Origin of the sequence: Kitasatospora viridis (genome assembly GCF_007829815.1) — a bacterium.
Lineage (GTDB): Bacteria > Actinomycetota > Actinomycetes > Streptomycetales > Streptomycetaceae > Kitasatospora > Kitasatospora viridis.
On the sequence record NZ_VIWT01000006.1, the window covers coordinates 450,293 to 471,219 of the forward strand.

The 20,927-nt window shown below is 73.9% G+C and carries 24 protein-coding genes; 11 read left to right on the forward strand and 13 right to left on the reverse strand.

Translation table 11 applies throughout. The features are described 5' to 3' along the window. Window positions 1-72 precede the first annotated feature (72 nt). From FHX73_RS41160 to FHX73_RS41170, 3 genes are all read right to left on the reverse strand, one after another. The gene (locus FHX73_RS41160) at window positions 73-1,134 is read right to left on the reverse strand and encodes a trypsin-like serine peptidase (protein ID WP_246214197.1); all 1,062 of its coding nucleotides are present in this window, start codon (window positions 1,132-1,134) and stop codon (window positions 73-75) included. Between the two features lie 162 nt (window positions 1,135-1,296). Continuing rightward, window positions 1,297-2,430: a serine/threonine-protein kinase gene (locus FHX73_RS41165; RefSeq protein ID WP_145911191.1), complete on the reverse strand. Its 1,134-nt coding sequence runs from the start codon at window positions 2,428-2,430 to the stop codon at window positions 1,297-1,299. A gap of 54 nt (window positions 2,431-2,484) precedes the next feature. Then, complete coding sequence (locus FHX73_RS41170) at window positions 2,485-3,012, reverse strand: hypothetical protein (protein ID WP_145911192.1); 528 nt, start codon at window positions 3,010-3,012, stop codon at window positions 2,485-2,487. 173 nt (window positions 3,013-3,185) lie between these two features. Here FHX73_RS41170 and FHX73_RS41175 point away from each other — a divergent pair, with 173 nt between their 5' ends. Together FHX73_RS41175 and FHX73_RS41180 are read left to right on the forward strand one after the other, a co-directional pair. After that, the gene (locus tag FHX73_RS41175; RefSeq protein ID WP_145911193.1) at window positions 3,186-3,398 is read left to right on the forward strand and encodes a cold-shock protein; all 213 of its coding nucleotides are present in this window, start codon (window positions 3,186-3,188) and stop codon (window positions 3,396-3,398) included. A 132-nt stretch (window positions 3,399-3,530) separates the two neighbouring features. Then, complete coding sequence (locus FHX73_RS41180; protein ID WP_145911194.1) at window positions 3,531-4,886, forward strand: serine/threonine-protein kinase; 1,356 nt, start codon at window positions 3,531-3,533, stop codon at window positions 4,884-4,886. A 26-nt stretch (window positions 4,887-4,912) separates the two neighbouring features. Here FHX73_RS41180 and FHX73_RS41185 read toward each other — a convergent pair whose 3' ends face one another. Continuing rightward, window positions 4,913-5,347, reverse strand: coding sequence for a hypothetical protein (locus tag FHX73_RS41185; protein WP_145911195.1), 435 nt, complete (start codon window positions 5,345-5,347; stop codon window positions 4,913-4,915). Window positions 5,348-5,485: 138 nt separating this feature from the next. Next, window positions 5,486-6,919, reverse strand: coding sequence for an MFS transporter (locus FHX73_RS41190; protein WP_246214198.1), 1,434 nt, complete (start codon window positions 6,917-6,919; stop codon window positions 5,486-5,488). A gap of 88 nt (window positions 6,920-7,007) precedes the next feature. Between FHX73_RS41190 and FHX73_RS41195 the strand changes: the two genes are divergently transcribed. Genes FHX73_RS41195 through FHX73_RS41205 form a run of 3 tightly spaced genes read left to right on the forward strand, consistent with a single transcriptional unit; the run spans window position 7,008 to window position 8,895 of the window. Continuing rightward, window positions 7,008-7,928, forward strand: a complete 921-nt coding sequence (locus FHX73_RS41195; protein ID WP_145911197.1) for a LysR family transcriptional regulator — start codon at window positions 7,008-7,010, stop codon at window positions 7,926-7,928. 47 nt (window positions 7,929-7,975) lie between these two features. Continuing rightward, entirely contained in the window at window positions 7,976-8,452 is a 477-nt protein-coding gene (locus tag FHX73_RS41200) for a MarR family winged helix-turn-helix transcriptional regulator (RefSeq protein WP_145911198.1), read from the forward strand. Beyond that, on the forward strand, window positions 8,449-8,895 hold the full coding sequence (locus FHX73_RS41205; RefSeq protein WP_145911199.1) for a winged helix DNA-binding protein: 447 nt from the start codon (window positions 8,449-8,451) through the stop codon (window positions 8,893-8,895). Before FHX73_RS41200 ends, FHX73_RS41205 begins: the two co-directional genes overlap by 4 nt. Before the next feature lie 28 nt (window positions 8,896-8,923). Here FHX73_RS41205 and FHX73_RS41210 read toward each other — a convergent pair whose 3' ends face one another. Further along, window positions 8,924-9,484 carry a DUF1990 domain-containing protein gene (locus FHX73_RS41210; RefSeq protein ID WP_145911200.1) on the reverse strand — a complete coding sequence of 187 codons (561 nt, stop codon included), beginning with the start codon at window positions 9,482-9,484 and terminating at the stop codon, window positions 8,924-8,926. 186 nt (window positions 9,485-9,670) lie between these two features. Between FHX73_RS41210 and FHX73_RS41215 the strand changes: the two genes are divergently transcribed. Next, the gene (locus FHX73_RS41215; protein ID WP_145911201.1) at window positions 9,671-10,018 is read left to right on the forward strand and encodes a hypothetical protein; all 348 of its coding nucleotides are present in this window, start codon (window positions 9,671-9,673) and stop codon (window positions 10,016-10,018) included. A gap of 109 nt (window positions 10,019-10,127) precedes the next feature. Further along, window positions 10,128-10,709, forward strand: coding sequence for a cupredoxin domain-containing protein (locus tag FHX73_RS41220; RefSeq protein WP_170305315.1), 582 nt, complete (start codon window positions 10,128-10,130; stop codon window positions 10,707-10,709). Window positions 10,710-10,742: 33 nt separating this feature from the next. Here FHX73_RS41220 and FHX73_RS45335 read toward each other — a convergent pair whose 3' ends face one another. Further along, the gene (locus tag FHX73_RS45335) at window positions 10,743-10,901 is read right to left on the reverse strand and encodes a hypothetical protein (RefSeq protein WP_170305316.1); all 159 of its coding nucleotides are present in this window, start codon (window positions 10,899-10,901) and stop codon (window positions 10,743-10,745) included. Window positions 10,902-11,061: 160 nt separating this feature from the next. Here FHX73_RS45335 and FHX73_RS41225 point away from each other — a divergent pair, with 160 nt between their 5' ends. After that, window positions 11,062-11,832, forward strand: coding sequence for a maleylpyruvate isomerase N-terminal domain-containing protein (locus tag FHX73_RS41225; protein WP_145911203.1), 771 nt, complete (start codon window positions 11,062-11,064; stop codon window positions 11,830-11,832). A 23-nt stretch (window positions 11,833-11,855) separates the two neighbouring features. Here the strand turns inward: FHX73_RS41225 and FHX73_RS41230 are convergent, their stop codons facing one another. Then, window positions 11,856-12,155 (reverse strand): WhiB family transcriptional regulator, encoded by a 300-nt coding sequence (locus FHX73_RS41230; RefSeq protein WP_145911204.1) that lies wholly within the window; start codon window positions 12,153-12,155, stop codon window positions 11,856-11,858. Between the two features lie 170 nt (window positions 12,156-12,325). On the opposite strand from FHX73_RS41230, the gene FHX73_RS41235 reads away from it, so the two are divergent. Continuing rightward, window positions 12,326-12,961 (forward strand): hypothetical protein, encoded by a 636-nt coding sequence (locus FHX73_RS41235; protein ID WP_145911205.1) that lies wholly within the window; start codon window positions 12,326-12,328, stop codon window positions 12,959-12,961. 105 nt (window positions 12,962-13,066) lie between these two features. Continuing rightward, window positions 13,067-13,237, forward strand: a complete 171-nt coding sequence (locus tag FHX73_RS41240) for a hydrophobic protein (protein WP_145911206.1) — start codon at window positions 13,067-13,069, stop codon at window positions 13,235-13,237. Window positions 13,238-13,280: 43 nt separating this feature from the next. On the opposite strand, the gene FHX73_RS41245 is transcribed toward FHX73_RS41240, so the two are convergent. The 5 genes from FHX73_RS41245 to FHX73_RS41265 form a co-directional block, all read right to left on the reverse strand. Next, complete coding sequence (locus FHX73_RS41245; protein WP_145911207.1) at window positions 13,281-14,549, reverse strand: sodium:proton exchanger; 1,269 nt, start codon at window positions 14,547-14,549, stop codon at window positions 13,281-13,283. Window positions 14,550-14,674: 125 nt separating this feature from the next. Then, on the reverse strand, window positions 14,675-16,291 hold the full coding sequence (locus FHX73_RS41250; protein WP_145911208.1) for a glycoside hydrolase family 13 protein: 1,617 nt from the start codon (window positions 16,289-16,291) through the stop codon (window positions 14,675-14,677). 139 nt (window positions 16,292-16,430) lie between these two features. Beyond that, window positions 16,431-17,306 carry a carbohydrate ABC transporter permease gene (locus FHX73_RS41255; RefSeq protein WP_145911209.1) on the reverse strand — a complete coding sequence of 292 codons (876 nt, stop codon included), beginning with the start codon at window positions 17,304-17,306 and terminating at the stop codon, window positions 16,431-16,433. A gap of 1 nt (window position 17,307) precedes the next feature. Further along, the gene (locus FHX73_RS41260) at window positions 17,308-18,234 is read right to left on the reverse strand and encodes a carbohydrate ABC transporter permease (protein WP_145911210.1); all 927 of its coding nucleotides are present in this window, start codon (window positions 18,232-18,234) and stop codon (window positions 17,308-17,310) included. Beyond that, entirely contained in the window at window positions 18,231-19,673 is a 1,443-nt protein-coding gene (locus FHX73_RS41265; protein ID WP_145911211.1) for an extracellular solute-binding protein, read from the reverse strand. The genes FHX73_RS41260 and FHX73_RS41265 overlap by 4 nt, the downstream gene beginning before the upstream one ends. A 219-nt stretch (window positions 19,674-19,892) precedes the next feature. Between FHX73_RS41265 and FHX73_RS41270 the strand changes: the two genes are divergently transcribed. Continuing rightward, window positions 19,893-20,897 (forward strand): LacI family DNA-binding transcriptional regulator, encoded by a 1,005-nt coding sequence (locus FHX73_RS41270; protein WP_145911212.1) that lies wholly within the window; start codon window positions 19,893-19,895, stop codon window positions 20,895-20,897. Window positions 20,898-20,927: the final 30 nt, after the last annotated feature.

The following is a 20,927-nucleotide window of genomic DNA, read 5'->3' on the forward strand; positions in this document are numbered from 1 at the left end:
TCGCCCGGACAGCGCAAGGCCGCCCGGCGCGGGGTGCGCCGGGCGGCCTCGGTGCGGTGGGCGGACGAACCGTCAGGTGACGCTGCCCTGGGCGTCGACCATCGTCTTCACGGCGTCGTCGAAGTAGGAGCTGGCGTTCCAGCCGTTGCTGTCCAGGGTGGACATCACGCCGTTGACGTAGCCGAGGCCGGTCGAGTCGTCGAACGCGCGCAGCCAGGGCCCGCCGCTCGACCCGCCGCCGAAGTTGCAGTGGATCTGGATGTACCCGCCGGAGCCGCTGGTGGTGCCGGTGCACCACTGCTGGATCTGGCCGTTGTCGCGGTCCACCGGGTAGCCGAGGACGGTGACGTCCACGCTGTGCGAGTAGTTCCAGGACAGGCCCTGGCCGCCGGTCGCGTCGACCAGCTTGGTGCCGTTCTGCGGCCAGGTGGTCACCAGGCCCACGTCGCGGGTGTGGTCACTGCTGTCGATCCAGGCGTTGAAGGTGCGGAACTGCTTGGCGGCGTAGGTGCCGAACGGGTAGTTGCCGGACCGGAAGCGGGGCGCGTAGATCCAGTTGGTCATCCAGGTCTTGCCCTGGCCGCCGTGCACGCAGTGGCCGGCGGTGATCACCATCTGCTTCGACGGGCCGTTGAGGGCGCTGCCGCTGCAGACGTAGTCCTTGCCGTCGCTCGGGTTGTGGAAGAACACCTTGCCGACCGCGGCGGACTCGGTGATCAGCGGGTCCTTCGGGCCGCCCTGGTTCGGCACGGTCGGCGCGGCCGGGTCGATGCTGCCCGGGCTGCCGGTCGGCGCGGGGGTGGGCTCGGCGCTGCCGGAGGGCAGGGTGTCGGACGCCGGGGAGTCGAACGGGACGGCGTTCTGCATCCGCTCGGGCGTCCAGTAGTCCTGGGCCTTGCCGGCCGCGGCCGCCGAGTCGACCGCGCTGCCGTCGTCGAGGGTCGCCGTCGAGCTGGTGGAGCTCGCATCGGTCCGGGCACCCGCCGCGGCCGGCCCGCCCTGGGCGACGGCCGGCCCGGCACCCGCGAACAGCAGTATGGCCGCGGCGGCCAGCGAGAACAGGGCACCCGGCCGCGGGAACCTGCGGTTGACCTGCTCGCCCTCGGGCGCCTGGTCGGATTGACGCCGTGTCACCTCGGGACGCACGGCTCACCTCCATCGGAGTCAGTGGTGTCCCCCCACTGACGGCCACGCTAGACGGGCGCCCGGTCCGCGGTCGGATCTGCTGCGCCGGAAGAGTTCGCAGTCGAACCGAACGGGTGCACGGCGGCTCCGGCGGACTCCGGCGGCCGGTGCCTAGTCGCAGTAGTGGTCCAGTACGGCGGGCAGCAGCCGGGCCCACTCCTCGTAGGTCTGCTCGTCGGGCGCCGTCAGGGTGCAGTCGTACGGGGCGTCGTCGGTGCACTCGACGAACAGGGTGCACTGCAGGCGGCGCCGGTCGAGGGTGTGGGCGATGCTGCTGATCTCCTGCCAGCGGAAGTCGAAGCCGGCGTCGGGCAGGCCGATCAGGCTGATCGCGACGCCGCGGGCGTCGATGGCCAGCGCCCGCTCGGCGTCCTCGGCTTCGAAGAACTCGATCTCCCCCGTGGGGTCGGAGTCCTGCGGGAAGTCGGCGGGGTCGGCGTCCGCGAGGAGGGTGGGCGGATGGGTGGGGTCGGCGGCGCCGGTGAACGCGTCGAGCAGCTGATCCGTGCCGGGGCGCCGCGCCGGGTCCTTCGCCAGGCAGGCGCCGACGATCCCGCGCAGGCCCGCCGGGAGCGCCGAGAGGTCCGGCGCGGCGTGCACCGAGCGGTACATCAGCGCCATCGGGCCGCCCTCGCCGAAGGCGCTGCCACCCGCCGCCGTCACCAGCACCGCACCGAGGGCGAACACGTCGGCCGCGCCGGTCACGTCCTCGCCCGCCGCCTGCTCGGGAGCGAGGTAGCCGGGGGTGCCGAAGGCGTGGCCGGTCATGGTCAGCCGGGTGGACTCGGCGGCCCGGGCGATGCCGAAGTCCAGCACCCGCGGGCCGTCCGGCGCCATCACGATGTTGCCCGGCTTCAGGTCCCGGTGCACCAGCCCGCACCTGTGCACCGCCTGCAGGGCCTCGGTCAGCGCCGCGCCCAGCTCGCGCAACTGCCGCTCGCCCAAGGCGCCCTGGGTGGAGATCAGCTGGGCGAGGGTCGGGCCCGGGATGTACGCCGTGGCCAGCCAGGGCGGCTCGCCGTCCGGATCGGCGTCCACCACCTGGGCGGTGTGGAAGCCGCCGACCCTGCGTGCCGCATCCACTTCGGCGCGGAAGCGGGCCCGGAACGCCGGATCGGCGGCCAGCTCCGGTCTGGCCACCTTCACCGCCAGCAGGCGCCCGCCGCGCGACCGGGCCAGGTAGACCGTGCCCATCCCGCCCGCGCCGAGCTCCCGCACCACGGCATACGACCCGATCCGCTCCAACTGGCCCTCCCCGTTCGCCGGTCCGGACCCCTTGTCTACCGTGTCCGGCCGCGATCAGTCCAAGTCGGGGCCGGGCTCGGCGCCGGCGCGGGCCCGGCCGCGCCGGACGAGGCGGAAGGAGCGGGCCGAGAGCGCCCCGGCCGCCAGCGCCGCGCCCGCGGCGGCGAGCCCGCCGTAGCCGCAGACGGCGCGGTGGTCGTTGTCGTCCGGCGCGGCGTACGTGGCGGAGCCGTTGACGGCGGTGACCGTGCCGCGCCAGATCCGCGCCCGCACGGTGTCGCCCGGCTGGACCGACTCGAACAACCCCCGGCTCACGGCCACGTCCCGGTCGGCGGGCGGCGCGGTGTCGAGGCTGACGTGCCAGGAGGTGCTCCGGCCGGACTCCTCGTACTTCTCGGCCAGCGTGGCCGTGACCTCGCGGTAGCAGTCGGCGGCGGGGCAGGGCCGCGCCGCCCGGTAGGCCCGGATCTGGGCCGAGAAGTGCAGGTAGCCGAGGGCGCCGGCGAGGGCGGTGGCGGCGAGGAAGCCCGCGGCGACGGCGAGGACGGCGCCTCGGGCCCGGTGGTCCGGTGGCTGCGGCATGGGGGCGCTCCTCGTGGGTGGTTCGAGTGCAGATGATATGTGCGGTGCCGGTCGGTGAGGCCCTGAAGTGGCGCTCGTCACCAGGTCGCACGATGACCGCTGCGCCTCGTGTTTAGTCGAGTGCTTTGAGTGAGAGGATCGGGTGAGGTGATCCGAATCCCGAAGGAGAAGGCATGGCCGAGCGCCAGAACGGCACCGTGAAGTGGTTCAACGACGAGAAGGGCTACGGCTTCATCACCCCGGAGTCAGGGCCGGACCTGTTCGTGCACTTCAGGGCGATCGAGGGGGGTGGTTTCAAGTCCCTGGTGGAGGGTCAGAAGGTCACCTTCGAGGCCGTCCAGGGCCAGAAGGGCATGCAGGCCGACAAGGTGCAGGTCGTGGGGTAGCGCGCCGCAGCGCCGGTGAACGGCCCGGGGCGGGGGAGCGCAGCCACCCCCGCCCCGGGCCGTCGCGTGCGGTGCCGTGCGGTTCGGTAGATTGACTCCGAGTCAGGCAACCGAGGGGACGGGGCGCGGCGAGTGGACGGCGGGCGGGCCGGGCGGGTGATCGGGGAGCGCTACCGGCTTGTGTCGGCGCTCGGCGAGGGCGGCATGGGCCGGGTCTGGCGGGCCCGCGACCAGGCGCTGGACTGCGACGTCGCGGTCAAGGAACTGGTGCTGCCGACCAACCTGCCGGCGGCCGAGCGCACCGAGCGGGTGCTGCGGGCCCAGCGCGAGGCGCGCAATGCGGCGCGGCTGCGCGACCACCCGAACATCATCACCATCCACGACATCGTGATGGACGGCGACGCGCCGTGGATCGTCATGGAACTCCTCCAGGTGCGCGACCTGGCCCAGTTGATCGCCGAGCAGGGCCCGCTGCCGGTGCCGAGGGTGGCCGCGATCGCTGCGGCACTGCTGGACGCGCTGCGGGCCGCGCACGCCGCCGGCATCACGCACCGGGACGTGAAGCCCGCCAACGTGCTGATCACCGACGGCGGCCGGGTGGTGCTCACCGACTTCGGCATCGCGGTGCGGGAGGCGGACACCGCGCTCACCGCCACCGGGGAGTTCATCGGCTCGGTCGAGTACATCGCGCCCGAGCGGGCCCGGGGCGGCGAGGGCGGTCCGGCCGCCGACCTCTTCTCCCTGGGCGCCACGCTGTACTGCGCGCTGGAGGGCAGGCCGCCGTTCGGCCGTGGCCACCCGGCCGAGGTGCTCACCGCGGTGCTCTTCAACGACCCGGCCCCGCCGGTGCGTTCCGGGCCGCTCGGGCCGCTGGTGCTGGGGCTGCTGGCGAAGGACCCGGCGCGCCGGCTGACGGCGGAGCAGGCTGCCGCGCGGCTCGCGGGCAGTGCGGCGGGGGCGGCGGCGAGGGCGGTGACGCCGGAGCGGACGGCGCCGAGGACGGTGAAGGCGACCCGGGTGGCGCCGGCGGCTGCGTCAGCGACCCCGGCCCGGGCGACCCCGGCGACCCCGCCCGCCCGGGCAGCCGCCGACGCGGGGAGCCCGCCGACGGCCCGTCAGATCGCGAGCGGCGTGTTCGGCGCGATCGTCGCGGGCCTGGTGTTCGGCCTCGTCTTCGGCTCGAACCGGCAGGAGTCGATCCTGCTGGGCATGGCGGCGCTGGCCACCGTCCTCGGCTTGGCGACCACCGTCGCCGTGCGCCGCGGCACCTCCCGCATCCGCTCGCACCCGGTCGTGACGACCATCTGGGGCGCCGCGGCGCTCGGCACGGCCGGGCTGATCGACGGTGACCACTTCCAGTTCGGCCCGCCGCTCGCCGTCGAGGTGTTCTGCACCCTGCTGATCGCCGCGCTGGCGCGCCGGCCGCGACCTGCCGCCGCCTCTGGCGGCGCGAGCCGCCCCGCCGGCGGGCCGGGGCGGCACCGCTGACGGGGCGGGGCTGAGCTGACGCGACGTCAGCCGATGTACTCGGAGGGCGAGAAGAACCTGCCGTAGTAGCTGCCGTCGATGTAGAGGTACGCCTGGCCCTGGGCGTAGCCGCCGTTGCCGATGTAGTCCCAGGGGGTGCTGCAGTAGCTGCCGGGGTCGGAAGCGGTCATGCCCCCACAGCTGGTGGTCGCCTCGTAGGAGCCGTTGTGGTTGATGTACGCGACGCCCGTGATGGAGTGGCTGCCGTGGTTGGTCACGTGCAGCGAGGCCTGCGCGGCGTAGCCGCTGACGTTGAGGCACACCTGGGCGTACACGTCGCCGTCGACCTGCTGGGTGGCCCCGCAGTAGGTGCCGCCGGTGACCGCGCTCGCGGAACCCGTGCCGAGCGCGAGGGTGGCGGTGGCCGCGGTGGCGACCGCCAGGGCGGCGATGCCGCGGCGGAGGTTGGTGGAACGGGACATCGGACCCCTTCCGGGTCTCGGGCCCGGCGCTGTCCGCCGGACCGCTCGTGCAGCACCCTGCCGGGCGGCGCTCACCGATCGGTCATGTGTCGGTAACGCCGCGCTGGACCAGCGGAGTTGGACGCACACGGGGGTGCTTCAGGCCCGCTTGCGGTACCCCAGCGCCACCAGCGCCGTGCCCGCCAACAGGGCGAGCGCCACCACCCGCAGGCCCAGCCCCATGCCCTCGGTGAACCGGGCGACCGCGAGCGGGGTGCGGGGGATCCCCGTGGAGCGGGTGGCCAGCACCGAGCCGGCCAGCGCCACGCCGAGGGCGGCGCCGATCTCCCGGGCGGCGGTGTTCAGCCCGGAGCCCAGCCCGGCCTGCTGGACCGGGAGTTCGGCCACCACCGTGATGGTGAGGGTGGGCATGCACAGGCCGGTGCCGAGCGAGAGCAGCACCAGCCAGGCGGCGTAGAGCGGGTAGGCGGTGTGCGCGTCGCAGGTGGAGACCAGCAGCAGGCCCGTGCCGAGCACGGCCAGCCCGCCGACGGCCAGCGGCGCGGGGCCGGTGCGCGGCAGCAGCCGGGCGGCGAGCCGGGGGACCAGGATCATGCCGACGGTGACCGGGACGACGGCCAGGCCGGTGAGCGCCGGCGAGTAGCCCTTGGCGTACTGCAGGTACTGGGCGTTGACGTAGAACAGCGCGAACAGCCCGAAGAAGCTGAGCCCCGTGCCCAGCACCCCGGCCCGCAGCCGCGGCGAGCGGAACAGCCGGGGGTCGAAGAGCGGCCGCGCGGCGCGCAGCGCGTACCCGACGAAGCCGAGGGCGAGCAGCGCCCCGAACCCGAAGGCGCCCAGCACCGGCGCGCTGCCCCAACCCCGGTGCGGGCCCTCGATGATGCCGTCCACCAGGGCCAGCACCGCCACCGTGAGCAGCGCGGAGCCGAGCGGGTCCAGCACCGCGGCGCGGTTGCGGGCGGTCCTCGGCAGGTGGGCCGCGCCGAGCCCGGCCAGCACCGCCGCGAGCACCGTGACCAGGGCGAACAGCGAGCGCCAGGAGACCAGTTGGGCCAGCACACCGCCGACCAGGTTGCCTGCCAGGCCGCCGAGGCCGAGCGCCAGGGTCCAGGCGGCCAGGGCCGCGGCCCGCCCGGCCGGTCCGGCCAGCTGCACCACCAGCGCCATGGTGGCCGGCATGATCAGCGCGGCACCGACGCCGCAGAGCGCCCGCCCGGCGATCACCAGCGCCATGGTCGGCGCGGCCCCGCTCACCGCGGCGCCCAGCGCCAGGACGCCGAGTCCGGCCAGCAGGGCGCCCTTGCGGCCGAACCGGTCGCCGAACGCGCCGGCCGGGATCAGCAGGCCGGCGAAGACGATCACGTAGGCGTCGACCGCCCAGAGCAGCTGACCCTGCGTCGGGTGGAGGGCGGAGGCGGCTAGGTCGGCGATCAGCAGGTTGACCGCGGCGACCATGCTCTGGGCCAGGCCGACGCAGGTGCAGAGCAGCAGGAGCACGGTGCGGGACAGGCCCGGTGGGGCGGTGGTGGTGGCGTCGGCAGTGGCGGCGGGCGCCAGGGCAGCACGGGACACGGCTCTCCTCGGAGCTGGTCGAAGCGGGATCGGATTCACCGTAGGGTGGCCGTGACCTGACGACCAGTGCATCTTGTGCAGGGAGACATTGCGCGTGACGCAATCCAGTCTGGATCTCAATCTGCTGCTCGCCCTCGACGTGCTGATCGAGGAGTCCGGCGTGCGCGGCGCGGCGCTGCGGCTGCACCTGTCCGAGCCCGCGATGAGCCGCACGCTGGGCCGGATCCGCAAGGCGCTCGGCGATCCGGTGCTGGTCCGCGCCGGGCGGACCATGGTGCCCACCCCGCGCGCCCTGGAGATCCACGCCGAGGTGCGCGACGTGGTGGAGCGCGCCCGCGCGCTCTTCCTGACGGCCGGTCAGGTCGACCTCGCCACGGTCGTGCGGACCTTCACGGTGATCGCCTTCGACGGCCTGCCCGCGGCGTTCGGCCCGGCGCTGCTCGCCCGGGTCCGCGACCAGGCCCCCGGAGTGCGGCTGCGGTTCCTGACCGAGAGCCACCTCGACGAGCCGGTGCTGCGGGAGGGGGTGGCCGACCTGGAGGTGGGCGTGATCGACAGCCGGCAGCCCGAGATCCAGGTGGAGCACCTCTTCGACGAGCGGATGGTCGGCGTGGCGCGCCAGGGCCACCCGCTGCTGCGGCGCACCGTCACGCCCGAGCGGTTCGCCGCCGCCGAGCACCTGGTGGTCTCCCGCCGGGGCCGGATGAGCGGGCCGGTCGACCAGGCGCTGCACGAGCTCGGGCTCAGCCGCACGGTGAGCGCCACGGTCGGCTCGCTGGCCTCCTCGTTCTTCGTGCTGCGCGACACCGACCTGGTGGGCCTGGCGCCGACCCAGGGCCTGCCGATGGCCGAGGCGCTCGGGCTGGTCGCCTTCCCCGTGCCACTGGCGCTGCCGCCGCTGCCCTTCGCCATGGCCTGGCACCCCCGCCACGGCGCCGACCCGGCGCACCGCTGGCTGCGCGGAACGGTGCGCGAGCTGGTGCTCGACCGGTCCGTCGGAAGATGCTAGCCATGGACATAGTAGCCATGTACTGTATTTCTCATGAGGACAGCAGCATGACGACGGCAGAGGGCGCGACCGCGGGCTTCCTGGTCTGGCGCCTGTCGATGAAGTGGCGGGTGGCCGTGGACCGGGCGGTCGCGCCGCTCGGCCTGACCCACGCGCAGTACGCGCTGCTGGGCGCGCTGTACGGCATGGGGCGCTCCGGGCAGCGGCCCAGCCAGCGGCAACTCGCCGACACCACGGGCCTGGAGCCGCTCTACGTCTCCAAGCTCGCCCGCGCGCTGGAGGGCGCCGGCCTGGTCGCCCGCACCCGGGACCCGGGCGACCCGCGCGCCATGCAGCTGTCGCTCACCGAGCAGGGCCGCGAGGTCACCGGCCGGGCGATCACCGTGGTCCAGGGCCTGCTGGACCGACTGCTGGCGCCGCTCGGGGGCCAGCAGAGCCCCCGCACCCGGCAGTTCGCCGAGGACCTGGCGACCCTGCTCGACGCACCCCTTGAACCGCCCACGGACAACGAGGAGCCGTCATGACCACCACCGCCCCCACCCTGAACGCCCGCGTCATCGCCCTGGCCTTCCGCGGCCCGCGCACCCTGCTCGACGGCACGCTGGCCGACCTCGGCACCGACTTCGCGCAGAGCGTGGTGCTGCGCACCGTCGCCGGCGCCGGCGGGTCCGCCGACCGCGCCGCACTGGCCGCCGAGGTCGGCGCGACGCTGCAGGCCGAGGAGCCGGCCGTGCGCGCCGTCATCGAGCGGCTGACGGCCGCTCAGTTGCTCGACCAGGGCCGGGCCGACGCCGGCGCGCTGCGGCTCACCGAGGCCGGACGGGACCTGCACGAGCGGATCAGCGCGGCCAGCGCCGGCATCGCCGCCCGGCTGTACGCCGACATCCCGGCCGAGGACCTCGCCGTCGCCGGCCGGGTGCTGACCCTGATCACCGAGCGCGCCGAGGCCGAGCTCGCCCGCGCCTGAGCGACGCCGACGCACCGTCAGCAGGCCGTCACCCCGCCCCGAACGCCCGCGCCACCACCCGCAGGTACCGCGCGATCGCCAGGTGCTGGAGCAGCGCCGCCACGGGGCGGCCGAGCCGGGAGTACCAGGCCGCGAGCCGGGAGAAGGCGGTCACCTCGAACCACACCTCGCCGGCCGCGTCCATGCTCACCACGAAGGACTCCTCCCCGCGCTCCGGGTGCCCGGGCAGCGTGCCGTAGGCGAAGCCGATCCGGTCGGGCCGCTCGACCGTCCACACCACCCGGCACGGGATCACCAGCCGGGGCAGCCGTAGCCCGGGCAGCCCGATCCGCAGCAGCACGGTGGCACCGGCGGTGGCGGGCGCGGGCGGCGGGTAGAGCGCGAAGCCCGAGCCCAGTTGGGTGCCCCAGCGCAGCACGAAGCCACCGGCGCGCTCCAGCACCTCGGGCCCGTGGCCGAGGTGGATCCGGCGGCGCAGCCAGGAGTAGCCGGGCGGCAGCGCGGCCGAGGCGGTGGCGCCGACCTCCGGGTAGTCGGGCTCGGCGGCGCGGGCGGCCAGGTAGCGGCGGTGCAGGGCGTTCGACGGCATCCGACAGTTCTACGGCATCGACGGTTCTCCCGTGGCGCCGGTCGGACGTGGGGCACCGCCCGCCGGTCGGCGCCACGCCCGGGCGTGCGCGCGGGGCCTTCCGGCGGGTGGTGGGCGCACAATCGACTCGGGAGACGGCCCCGGACACGGACTCCGGCGCCCGCAGCCGACCCGGGAGGAGCGTTCATGAACGGCGACATCCAGGTCGTACCGCTGGGTGATCACGAGTACCTCGTGCGCTTCCTGATCGGCGGCGAGTCGGTGGTCACCAGGTTCCAGGCCACCGAGACCACGGTGGCCCAACTGGCCGTCGCCGACGCCGCCGAGGAGCGGATCGTGGCGGAGACCGCCGGCTTCCTGGTCGAGCGGGAGCGGGAGCCGGAGCTCCCGGCCGCGATCGACCTGTACGACGTCGCGGCCGCCTACGGCGAGCTCTTCCGCGCGGAACTCGGGCAGCGCCTCGACCAGCGCCTCGACCAGCGCCTCGACCAGCGCTTCGACCCGCGTTCCGACGTACGCCTCGGCACGCGCTGAGCGCCGGCCGCCCCTGGCCGATCGGGTGGACGGCCGGGGTACGGGGGAGTGTCGCGGCCGCGATCGGCGCCGGGTGCGCCAGTCTCGTGCCGAAGAGGAGGCGATGACCATGGCCGCCGAGCGCCGTTCCCGCACCGTCGTACCCGCCCTGCTGCTGGCGCTCGCCCTGCCGGCCGCCCCGCTGCTCACGGCGTGCTCCAGCAGCAAGTCGTCCGGCACCGCGAGCAGCACGCCCGCGACCACTGCGCCCGCGACCACTTCGGGGCCGAGCAGCAGCACGGCGGCGGGCACCACCGTGACGGTGACCGAGAAGGAGTTCTCGCTCGCCCTCTCGCAGAGCCAGTTCGCGCCCGGCTCCTACACCTTCGTGGGCGACAACACCGGGTCGGTGACGCACGCGCTGGCCATCTCCGGCCCGGGCGTGTCCACGGTCCAGACCAGCAGCATCCCCCCGGGCTCCAAGGCGCAGTTCACCGTCACGCTCCAGGCGGGCAGCTACGAGCTGTGGTGCCCGATCGACGGGCACAAGGCGCTCGGCATGGACACCCACATCCAGGTCGGCGGGGCGAGCACCTCGCCCTCGAACACCGGCTCGCCCTCGAACGCCACCTCGCCCTCGAACACGACCTCGCCTTCAACCGCCGGCACGCCCACGGCGAGCAGCAGCGCGAGCGGTGCCAACGGCTACTGACCACCCGTCAGGACCGCTCCCGGGTAACGGGGGTCACCCCGGCCCGGGCCCGCCGGCATCCAGCAGGCCGAGCGAGTCCAGCAGGCGGCGGCAGTCCTCGGCGTCGGCCGCGCGGGCGGCCACCACCCGGCGGACGTGTGCGAAAGCAGCCTCCGGCAACGCCTCGTGGGCGATCGGGAACTGATCGCCCATTGTCCGCAGATCCCGGTTGACCCGGCCCATCGCGACTCTCCGATCCGTTGTGCGCCCGGGGCGGGCGCCGAACCCGACGCGCCCCGCAGCGTCCGTGCTCCGTCGCACGGTCGGGTGCCCGGTGGTTTGGTGCGCATGCCCACCGGGATACCGATCGCGCATGATCCCCGCGAAAGTCGCCGAAATCCTTCCGGAACTCGTCCCCTTCCTGCACGCCGTCCAGGAGCGGCGGCCCGACGACGGAACCTGGTGCGAGGCCTGGACCGTCCGTGACGTGCTGGCCCACCAGGCCGGCAACGCCGAGGAGCTGGCCCGCGTCCTGCGGGCCTTCCACGCCGGCGCGCCGGTCGCGACCCGCGGCTTCGACCGCGAGGAGCCGTACCGGCGGATGTCCGACCCGCAGCTGTGGGCCGCGTTCACCGCCAACTGCGAGGAACTGGCCGAGGTCGCCGCGGCCGCCGAGAGCGACCTGCCCCCGGACACGCCGGTGCAGTGGACCGGACGGACCGTCAACGTGCCGTTCTTCGCCGAGCACCTGCGCGAGGAGCTGATCCTGCACCGCTGGGACCTGACCGGCGACGACCGGACGGCCCGTGAGGCGCTCGCCGCGCCGTGGATGACCGGCCACAGCGTGCACCTGGTCGGCCGGCCGCTGCTGGTCCGCGGCTCGGCCGGGCTCGACCTCGGTCCGGAGGGGCGGGTCGAGGCCCGCCTGCGCACTCCGGGAACCGACGACGTGGTGGTGACCGCCGATGCCGACGGCGCCACCATCGGCCTCGCCGCGCCCGAGGGCCCGGCCACCATCGAGAGCGACGCGGCGGTGCGCGTGCTGCTGCTGTGGGGCCGGCGCCCGGCGGACCCGGGGCGCTGGCACAGCACCGTCGGACCGGAGGAACTGCGCCGGGTGCGGACCCTGCTGAGCGGCTACTGACCGGCGGGGGAGCGGGAGCCCGCTCACGCGAGGGCGGCCTGCCGGTGCAGGCCGCGGCTGAGCAGCCGGTGGCGCTCGTCCTCTGTGAGGCCGCCCCAGACCCCGTACGGCTCGCGGGCGGCCAAGGCGTAGCGCCGGCACTCCGTGCGCACGGGGCAGCCGGCGCAGACGGCCTTCGCCGCCTCGTCGCGCTCGTCGTGGGCGGCGCCGCGCTCGCCGGAGGGGTGGAAGAAGAGCCCGGCGGCGCCTTCGCGGCAGGAGCCGCGCAGCTGCCAGCTCCAGTTGTGGTCGTAGGCACCGGGCAGGCGGGAAACGTGCACCACGGGGATCACCTCTCCGTTTCGGGGTCGCTGGCCGCTCCCTCGTCTGTCCCGGATTCCGCGCCTTAATCGCACTATTCTCGGGATTGTCCGATCATCGCCAGCCTGGTGTGCGCCGCGCGGTCCGGGGCAGACGAGCCGGCGCAAGGTCCCCCGAGACCATGGAGGTTGCGATGAACACACCCGTGCCCTACCGGATCGGCGACCAGGTGCACTGCGCGGACGGCGAGTGCGAGCCGCTCGACCGGGTGGTGATCGATCCCGTGGCGGGCCGCGCCACCCACCTGGTGGTGGCGGGCCGGCTGGTGCCGGTCGACCTGGTCGAGCCGGTCGAAGTCGGCGACGGCCTGCGGCTGCGCTGCACCCGGGCGGCGGTGGAGCGGCTGGACCCCGCCGAGGAGACGTACTACCTCCCCGCCGGCGCCGGACTGGCCGGCTACGCCCCGGAGGAGACGCTGCTGCTGCCCTACTACGGGCTCGGGGCGGGCGGCGCCGGGCTGACCCCCAGCCTGCTGCTGCCGGACGGTTCGCCGGCGCTGGAGGTGCGCGAGCGGATCCCGGCCGGCGAGGTGCAGATCCGGCACGGCGACCGGGTCGAGGCCATGGACGGCGCGGTCGGCCGGGTGCAGGGCCTGGTGGTCGACCCGCGCGACCACGGCGTGACGCACGTGCTGCTGCAGGAGGGCCACCTCTGGGGCCGCAAGACGGTGGCGATACCGCTGCGGGAGACCGAGTGGCGCGGCGGCCAGGTCAACGTCCGGCTGAGCAAGGCGGAGTTGGCCGAGCTGCCGGCGGTCGAGCTGCGCTGACCGCGACTGCCTGCCCGGGACGGGATGCATGGAATCCGACATTTCGGACAGTAGCGTGACCGTGAGGCGACGCCAGCGCCGTTCGATGAGGGAGATGACAGATCCATGGCCGCAGTCCTGTTGGTCCTGCTCCTCGCCGCCGTGCTCTTCGGCCTCGGGTTCCTGGTGAAGGCCCTGTGGTGGGTGGCGTTCTTCGTGTTCGTCGGCTGGCTGATCGGCTTCATCGTCCGCCCGGTGGGCCGGGCCCGGGGCCGCGGGCACTGGTACCGGTGGTGAACCCCGGGCCGCGCGGGCGCCGGGCCGACGGCCTGACGGTCTGTCAGTGCGGATCGCCCGCGATCCGGCCCAGCAGCGCCCGGGCGGTCGGCCGCAGCTCGCGCAGCCGCCCGGCCAGCAGGACCGCGGCCAGGCCCAGGTACACCCAGCTCAACAGCACCCGGGCGTGCTGGTCCGGCAGCGCGAACTGCACGGCGAAGAGCACCAGCAGCAGGCCGGCCTTCCACGGCAGGAAGCGCAGGTCGAGCAGCAGCACCACGGCGAGCACGGTCTGCGCGGCCGTCAGCAGCACCTCGTCCACCTGACGGGGCGCCAGCGGCAGCGGGCCGCCGCCACCGCCCGCCAGGTAGGCCAGCGGCAGCGAGCCGATCAGCAGCGTCCACTGGTTGACCTTGCTGGAGAGCAGCGCCCCGAGCCCGTCGTCGCCGCGCAGCCGCCAGGCGAAGACCACGGCGACGATCAGCTCCGGCGCCTCCGAGGCGAGCGGCGCGAGCCACTGCACCAGCAGGAAGCGGTCGATGCCGAGCGAGGAGCCCGCGTCCACCAGCGAGGTGGCGAACGGCTCGGCGCAGGCGAAGACCACGGCGGCGGCCAGCACGAAGACCACCACCGTGGTGACCTGCCGGCGCCGGGCCGGCAGCGCGGCGAGGCGGGCCGGGACGCCGACCAGCTCCTCCTCGTCGTCCTCGCTGCACCGGCTGATCCGGAACAGGTAGTAGGCGTACCAGCCGATCAGCAGCACGGCCAGCGGCCAGGCGATCCGCCGGCTGATCGGCATCTCGAAGGCCAGCAGCGCCGCCACCCCGAGGAAGGCGGTGTCGATCCGCCGGTGCTCGCGCAGCGCGATGCCGGGCCGCACCTTGCGGCGCCGGGCCGCCAGGTAGCTGGCCAGCATGACCAGCGGCCAGCCGACGCCGACCAGCAGCCGGTTGGCGCCGGTCATGTTGGCCGCCGCGTAGGCCGTGTACTCGGGCCGGCTGCCGGCCGCGTACGCGAAGTACAGGTCCACGGCGTACTCGGGCAGCACCGCGATGAAGGCCAGCAGCGCCAGCGCCAGCGGCCCCGCGATGTCGGCCCGCGCGGTCTCGGCCGCCCACATCAGCAGCAGCGCGGCCGCCAGCACGCCGAGCCCGAACAGCACCATGGCCGGCACCGGCGCCGGATGCGTCCCGGTCAGCCGCAGCACCACCGCCGGCAGCGCCATCAGCACCGCGATCCCCAGCCGCAGCGCCGTCACCCGCCCGCTCGGCGGCGCGGCCGACGGCACCGCGGCCGGTTCCTGACGGTCGTTCACCGGCACCTGCTGAGCCATCAGCCGTCCTCACACGCTCCTGGGCAGTCCGGCCAGGCTAGGTCGCACCCGGGACCGTCCCGGCCCGGGCGCGGGCGCCGGGGCCGGAAGTTCCCCCGGACAGCGGGCTCCCCGGCGTGGTCCGCTCAGGTGCGCAGCCACAGGGCGGTGTCCGGAGGTAGGTGCTCCCCGTCGAGCGGCCCGCTGGCCAGCAGCGGCGTGCCGTCGAGCGGCGGGGCGACGGGGTGCCCGGAGAGGTTGACCACGCACGCGAAGGAGTCGCCGCGGCGGAAGGCGAGCACCCCGGCGGGGGAGTCGAGCCAGGCCAGCGGGGCGTCCGGCAGCTGCCGGCGCAGCCGCAGGGCGGCCCGGTAGAGCGCGAGCACCGAGCCCGGGTCGGCCCGCTGGGCCTCGACGGTGAGCTCCTTCCAGCCGTCGGGCTGCGGCAGCCAGGGGCGGTCGGCGCCGGGCGGGCCGAAGCCGAACGGCGGGCTGTCGCCGGACCAGGGCAGCGGCACCCGGCAGCCGTCCCGGCCGGGGTCGGCGGGGTTGCGGCCCTTGCGCTCCCACATCGGGTCCTGGCGCAGCCGGTCGGGGATCGACTCGACCTCCCAGAGCCCGAGTTCCTCGCCCTGGTAGAGGTAGACCGAGCCGGGCAACGCCTGGGTGAGCAGCGCCGCCGCGCGGGCCCGCCGGGTGCCGAGCGCCAGGTCGACGGGGCGGCCGTGCCGGCGGGCGTAGATCGCGAAGGAGGTGTCCGCCCGGCCGTAGCGGGTGACCACCCGGTCCACGTCGTGGTTGGAGAGCACCCAGGTGGCCGGCGCACCGGCCGCCTCGTGCAGCCGCAGCGTGTCGTCGATCACCGTGCGCAGCGCGTCCGCCTGCCAGGAGCACTCCAGGTAGGGGAAGTTGAAGACGGTGTGCAGTTCGCCCGGGCGCAGGTAGCGGGCCAGCCGCCGGGCGTCGGGCAGCCAGAGCTCGCCGATCAGCACCCGCCCGCCCGGGTAGGAGTCGGCGACGGCCCGCCAGGAGCGGTAGATCGCGTGCACCTCCTCCCGGTCGGTGAAGGCGACCTGGTCGTCGGCGACCGGCAGGGCGGGGTCCTTGACCAGCAGCGCGGCCGAGTCCACCCGGAAGCCGTCCGCACCCCGGTCGAACCAGAACCGCAGCACCTCCTCGAACTCCGCCCGCACCTCGGGGTGCTGCCAGTTGAAGTCGGGCTGCTCGGGCGCGAACAGGTGCAGGTACCACTGGCCCGGGCGGCCGTCCGGCTCGGTCACCCGGGTCCAGGCCGGGCCGCCGAAGAAGCCCTGCCAGTCGGTGGGCGGCAGCTCGCCGCCGGCGCCGCGCCCGGGACGGAACCAGAACCGCTCCCGCTCCGGTGAGCCGGGCCCGGCGGCCGTCGCGGCCCGGAACCAGGGGTGCTGGTCGGAGGTGTGGTTGGGCACCACGTCCACGATCACCCGGATGCCGAGCTCGTGGGCCCGCCGGATCACCTCCTCCGCCTGCGCCAGGGTGCCGAACAGCGGGTCGATCCGGCGGTAGTCAGCCACGTCGTAGCCGGCGTCGGCCTGTGGGGAGGCGTACCAGGGGTTGAACCAGACGGCGTCGACGCCGAGTTCGGCGAGGTGCGGCAGGTGCGCGAGGACGCCGGCCAGGTCGCCCACGCCGTCGCCGTCGCCGTCGGCGAAGCTGCGGGGGTAGATCTGGTAGATGGCGGCGCGGCGCCACCACTCGGGTTCGTGCGCTCCGGGGACGGACACGGCGGACCTGCTTTCGGGTGGCTCGGGATGGCGGCTTCGGACGGTGGGCGGATGGTGGGCGTCGGTCCGCCGTCCCGGCCCGCACCGGTCAGGGCGGCTGGGCCGGGACGGCGGGGTCTGACGGGCCGTCGAGCGGCGGTCAGCCCTTGAGGCTGCCCGCCGTCAGGCCGGCCGTGATGGTGCGCTGGAGCACCAGGAAGAGCACCAGGGTCGGCAGCGAGGCGAGGAACAGGCCGGCGATCAGGGTGTTCTGCGGCATCGAGGTGGCCGCGGTGTTGACGCCGACGTTGAGGGTCTCGTTGCCCGGCACGGTGATCAGCGGCCAGAGGAAGTCCTTCCAGACCGCGACCAGGGCGAAGATCGACACCACCCCGAGGACCGGCCGGGAGATCGGCAGCACCACCGACCAGAGGATCCGCAGCGGCCTGGCGCCGTCGAGCGCGGCGGCGTCCAGCAGCTCGTCGGGCACGGAGTCGAAGAACCGCTTCAGCAGGAAGACGTTGAAGGCGTTGGCCACCGTGGGCAGCCAGATCACCCACGGGGTGTCCTGCAGGTTCCAGTGCACCAGCGGCAGGTCGAGCACGGTCAGGTACTGCGGGATCACCAGGGCGGCGGCCGGCACCATCATCGAGGCGAGCATCATGGCGAGGATCGCCCGGCCCAGCACCGGCCGCAGCTTGGAGAGCGAGTAGGCCGCCGCCACGCAGAACACCAGCTGGAGCAGCAGCGCCCCGCCCGCGTAGACCACGGTGTTGAGCAGCAGCCGGGCCATGCCCAGGCGCGACCAGGCCTCGGTGAAGGCGTGCGTACTCGGGTGCGCGGGGACCAGGGTGGGCGGGGTGCGCACCAGCTCCTGCGGGGACTTGAGCCCGCCGGTGGCCATCCAGTACAGCGGTCCGAGGAAGACGGCGGTGGCGGTGAGCAGCACCAGGGCGAGCACGATCCGGTAGGCGCGCCGGCCGCGCGGCCGGTTCAGCTGGACCGGGGAGATCAGGGTGCGGGTGGTGGTGGTCATCTCAGTCCTCCCGGCCGCGGCGCTCAAGCCACAGGTAGAGCGCGGAGAAGCAGCCGAGCACCACCAGCATGATCACGCCGAGGGCGGCCGCGGTGTTGAACTTGTCGTAGCTGAACGCGTAGTCGTACAGCAGGTAGACCACGGTGGTGGTGGAGCCCTCGGGGCCGCCGCCGGTGAGCACGAAGGCCTCGGTGAACATCTGCATGGTGGCGACCACTTGGAGCACCAGCATGAGCGAGAGGATCAGCCGGGTCTGCGGCACCGTCACGTGCCGCACGCGTTGCAGCAGGTTGGCGCCGTCGAGTTCGGCGGCCTCGTAGAGCTCGCCGGGGATGCCCTGCAGGGCGGCCAGGTAGACCAGGGTGGCGCTGCCCATGTTGCTCCAGGTGGAGACCAGCACCAGCGAGGGCATCGCGGTGTCCTTGGACGCCAACCAGGCCGAGCCCGGCAGGTGCAGGGCGTGCAGGACCTGGTCGAACAGCCCGTAGCCCGGGTCCATGAAGTACTTGAAGAGCAGGATCCCGGCCACCGGCGGCAGCATCACCGGCAGGTACACCAGGATCCGCAGGTAGGCCTGGGCGTGCCGGAGTTCGTTGATCACGATCGCGGCCAGGAACGGCAGCGCGAAGCCGAGCACCAGCGCGAGCCCGGTGAACTCCAGGGTGTTGCGCCAGGCCGACCAGAACTCCGGATCGGCGGTGATCTGGCGGTAGTTGGCCAGCCCCACCCAGCTGGTGGCGCCGTGGTGGACCCGCTGGAAGGACATGGTGATCTCACGGACCATCGGGTACCAGGTGAACAGCACGAAGCAGAGCAGCGCGCCGGCGAGGAACCCGTGGGCGCGCAGGTTCCGGGCCAGCCAGCGGCGCCGGGCCGCCCGGGCGCGGGCCGGGCCGCTGGCCGCCGGGCCCGGCCGCGCGGCGGTCACTGGTTGGCCAGGATCTGGTTCGCCTGGGACTCGGCGGTGGCGAGCAGGCTGTCGACGTCGGCCTTCGGGTCGGTCAGCACCGCGGACATCGCGGTGTCCAGCACCTTGTAGAGCTGCTGCGCGGCCGGCGGCTCGTTGACCGAGCTGGTGGGGGAGTTGACGTACGGGTCGTAGTCGGACAGCGGCAGGTTGCCGTTGGTCTTCAGCGAGTCGGTGATCGCGGTCAGCTGCGGGGAGCCGGCCGACCAGAAGTAGGGCTGCGGCACCGAGATGGCGACCGGGTCCTTGCTGCCGGCGGCGAGCGTGGCGGAGCGGGCGAAGTTGAACTGGCCGGCGTCCGGGGTCAGGTACTCGAAGTCGATCCAGGCGATCTCGGCCTTGATCTGGTTCGGGGTCTGACCCTTCTTCAGGTAGTACAGGTCGCCGCCGCCGAGGCTGGCGGCCGGGCCGGTGGCGCCCGGCATCGGGCCCAGGCCGAAGGCGTTCTTGTCCGCGCCGAGCACCTCGATCAGGTGCTTGACCACGTCGGGCGCGCCGATGAACATGCCGACCTTGCCGGTGGCCAGCGGCGGGAAGGCGTCGGCCCACTGGGTGAGCGGGGTGGCGCCGATGCTCTGGTCGGTGAAGCGCATGTCGTGCAGGCGTTGCAGCACCTGCTTGCCCTGGGGGGAGTCGAAGGCGGCCTTGGTGCCGTCGGCGCTGACCATCTTGCCGCCGAGGCTGTAGAGCTCCGAGGTGAAGTGCCAGCCGCCGTTGTTGCCGCCGCTGTAGTCCTCGTAGCCGGTGACGCCGCCGCCGAGCGCGGCGATCTTCTTGGCGTCGGCCTGCACCTGGTCCCAGGTGACCGGGGGCTTGTCGGGGTCGAGGCCGGCCTGCTTGAACAGGTCGCGGTTGTAGACCAGGCCGGTGCTGTAGTAGTTGATCGGCAGGGCGTAGACCTTGCCGTCCGCGCCGAGGTTCTGCTTCACGCTGGCGAGCATGCCGGAGTAGCCGGGCACCGTCCGGTCGTTGACGTAGGCGCTGATGTCGGCCGCGTCACCGGAGTTGAGGGTCTGGTCCTGGTCGGTGAAGTAGGCGTGGAAGGCGCCGGTCTCGTCGTGCGCCTTGTACTCCGCGGTCTGCTGGGCGGGCACCTCGCACTGGCCCACGTAGGGCTTGGCGTCGATGGTGACGTTGGGGTACTTCACCTTGAACACCGCCAGGTCGTCGGCGTAGTCGGCCTTCCCCGCGGCCTGGTCGGCGCCGGGGGCGCAGTCGATCGAGATGGTGACGGCGGTCTGCGGGTCGAGCGGGCTGCCGTCCGCGACGCCGCCGGCGCCGCCCCCGGAGCCCTTGCCCGAACTGGACGAACTGCAGGCGGCGGTGGCGAGGAGCATCCCGGCGGCGAGGGCGAGGGTGGCGATTCTTCGCGGGCTGGTGCGCGAGCTGTGGAATGTCATGCGGTCTACCCCATGGTCTCTGGAGTCTCTGGAGCGAGGGCGGCCGAGATCCGGCGTGGCTCAGAAGGTAGGCCGCCGGATCCGTCGCCGCAAGACATCGACAGAAATACGCAAAGACTCAACTGTGTCACGGTGTTGGGCGATTGCCCCGGAGCTGCGGCATGACCTGGGGCGCCGGTTCTTTCAACGGCTTGCGCGGCTCTGCTCTACTGTTGCGGCATGAAGAGCAGACTCGCCGAGGTCGCGCAGAAGGTCGGGGTCAGCGAGGCCACCGTGAGCCGGGTGCTCAACGGGCGCCCCGGGGTCTCCGAGAGCACCCGCAACGCCGTGCTCACCGCGCTGGACGTGCTCGGCTACGAGCGGCCCACCCAACTGCGGGGCGAGCGCGCCCGGTTGATCGGCCTGGTGCTGCCCGAGCTGCAGAACCCGATCTTCCCGGCGATCGCCGAGGTGGTCGGTGGCGCGCTGGCCCAGCGCGGCTTCACGCCGGTGCTCTGCACCCGCACCGCCGGCGGCCTCTCGGAGGCCGACTACGTCACCATGCTGCTGGAGCAGCAGGTCTCCGGAGTGGTCTTCGCCGGCGGCCACTTCGCCGAGGACGACGCCCCGCACGAGCACTACGAGCAGCTGCGCGAGCGCGGCGTGCCGGTGGTGGTGCTCAACGCGGCCGTCGAGCACCTCGGCTTCCCGCAGGTCTCCACCGACGACGCGGTCGCCGTCGAGCAGGCCTTCGGCCACCTGGCCGCGCTCGGCCACGAGCGGATCGGCATGATCGTCGGCCCGGCCGACCACATCCCCTCCCGGCGCAAACTCGCCGCCTTCGCCCGGCAGTACCGGCGGCTGGGCCGCGAGCCGCAGCCCGAGTGGATCGCGCACGCCCTGTTCGCCCTGGAGGGCGGCCGGGCAGCGGCCGCCCGGATGCTCAAGGCCGGTGTCACCGGCATCATCTGCGGCAGCGACCCGCTGGCGCTGGGCGCCATCCGGGCGGCCCGCCGGGCCGACCTGGCCGTACCCGGGCAGGTCTCGGTGGTGGGCTTCGACGACTCCGCGTTCATGAACTGCACCGAGCCGCCGCTCACCACGGTCCGGCAGCCGATCGAGGCGCTCGGCCGGGCGGCCGTGGCCCTGCTGGTCCGTCAGATCGACGGCGGCGACGTGACCGCGGAGGAGCTGCTCTTCGAGCCGGAGCTGGTGGTGCGCGGCTCCACCGGCCCCGCGCTGTAGCCAGGCCCGGAGGCCCGAGCACTGCCCCGC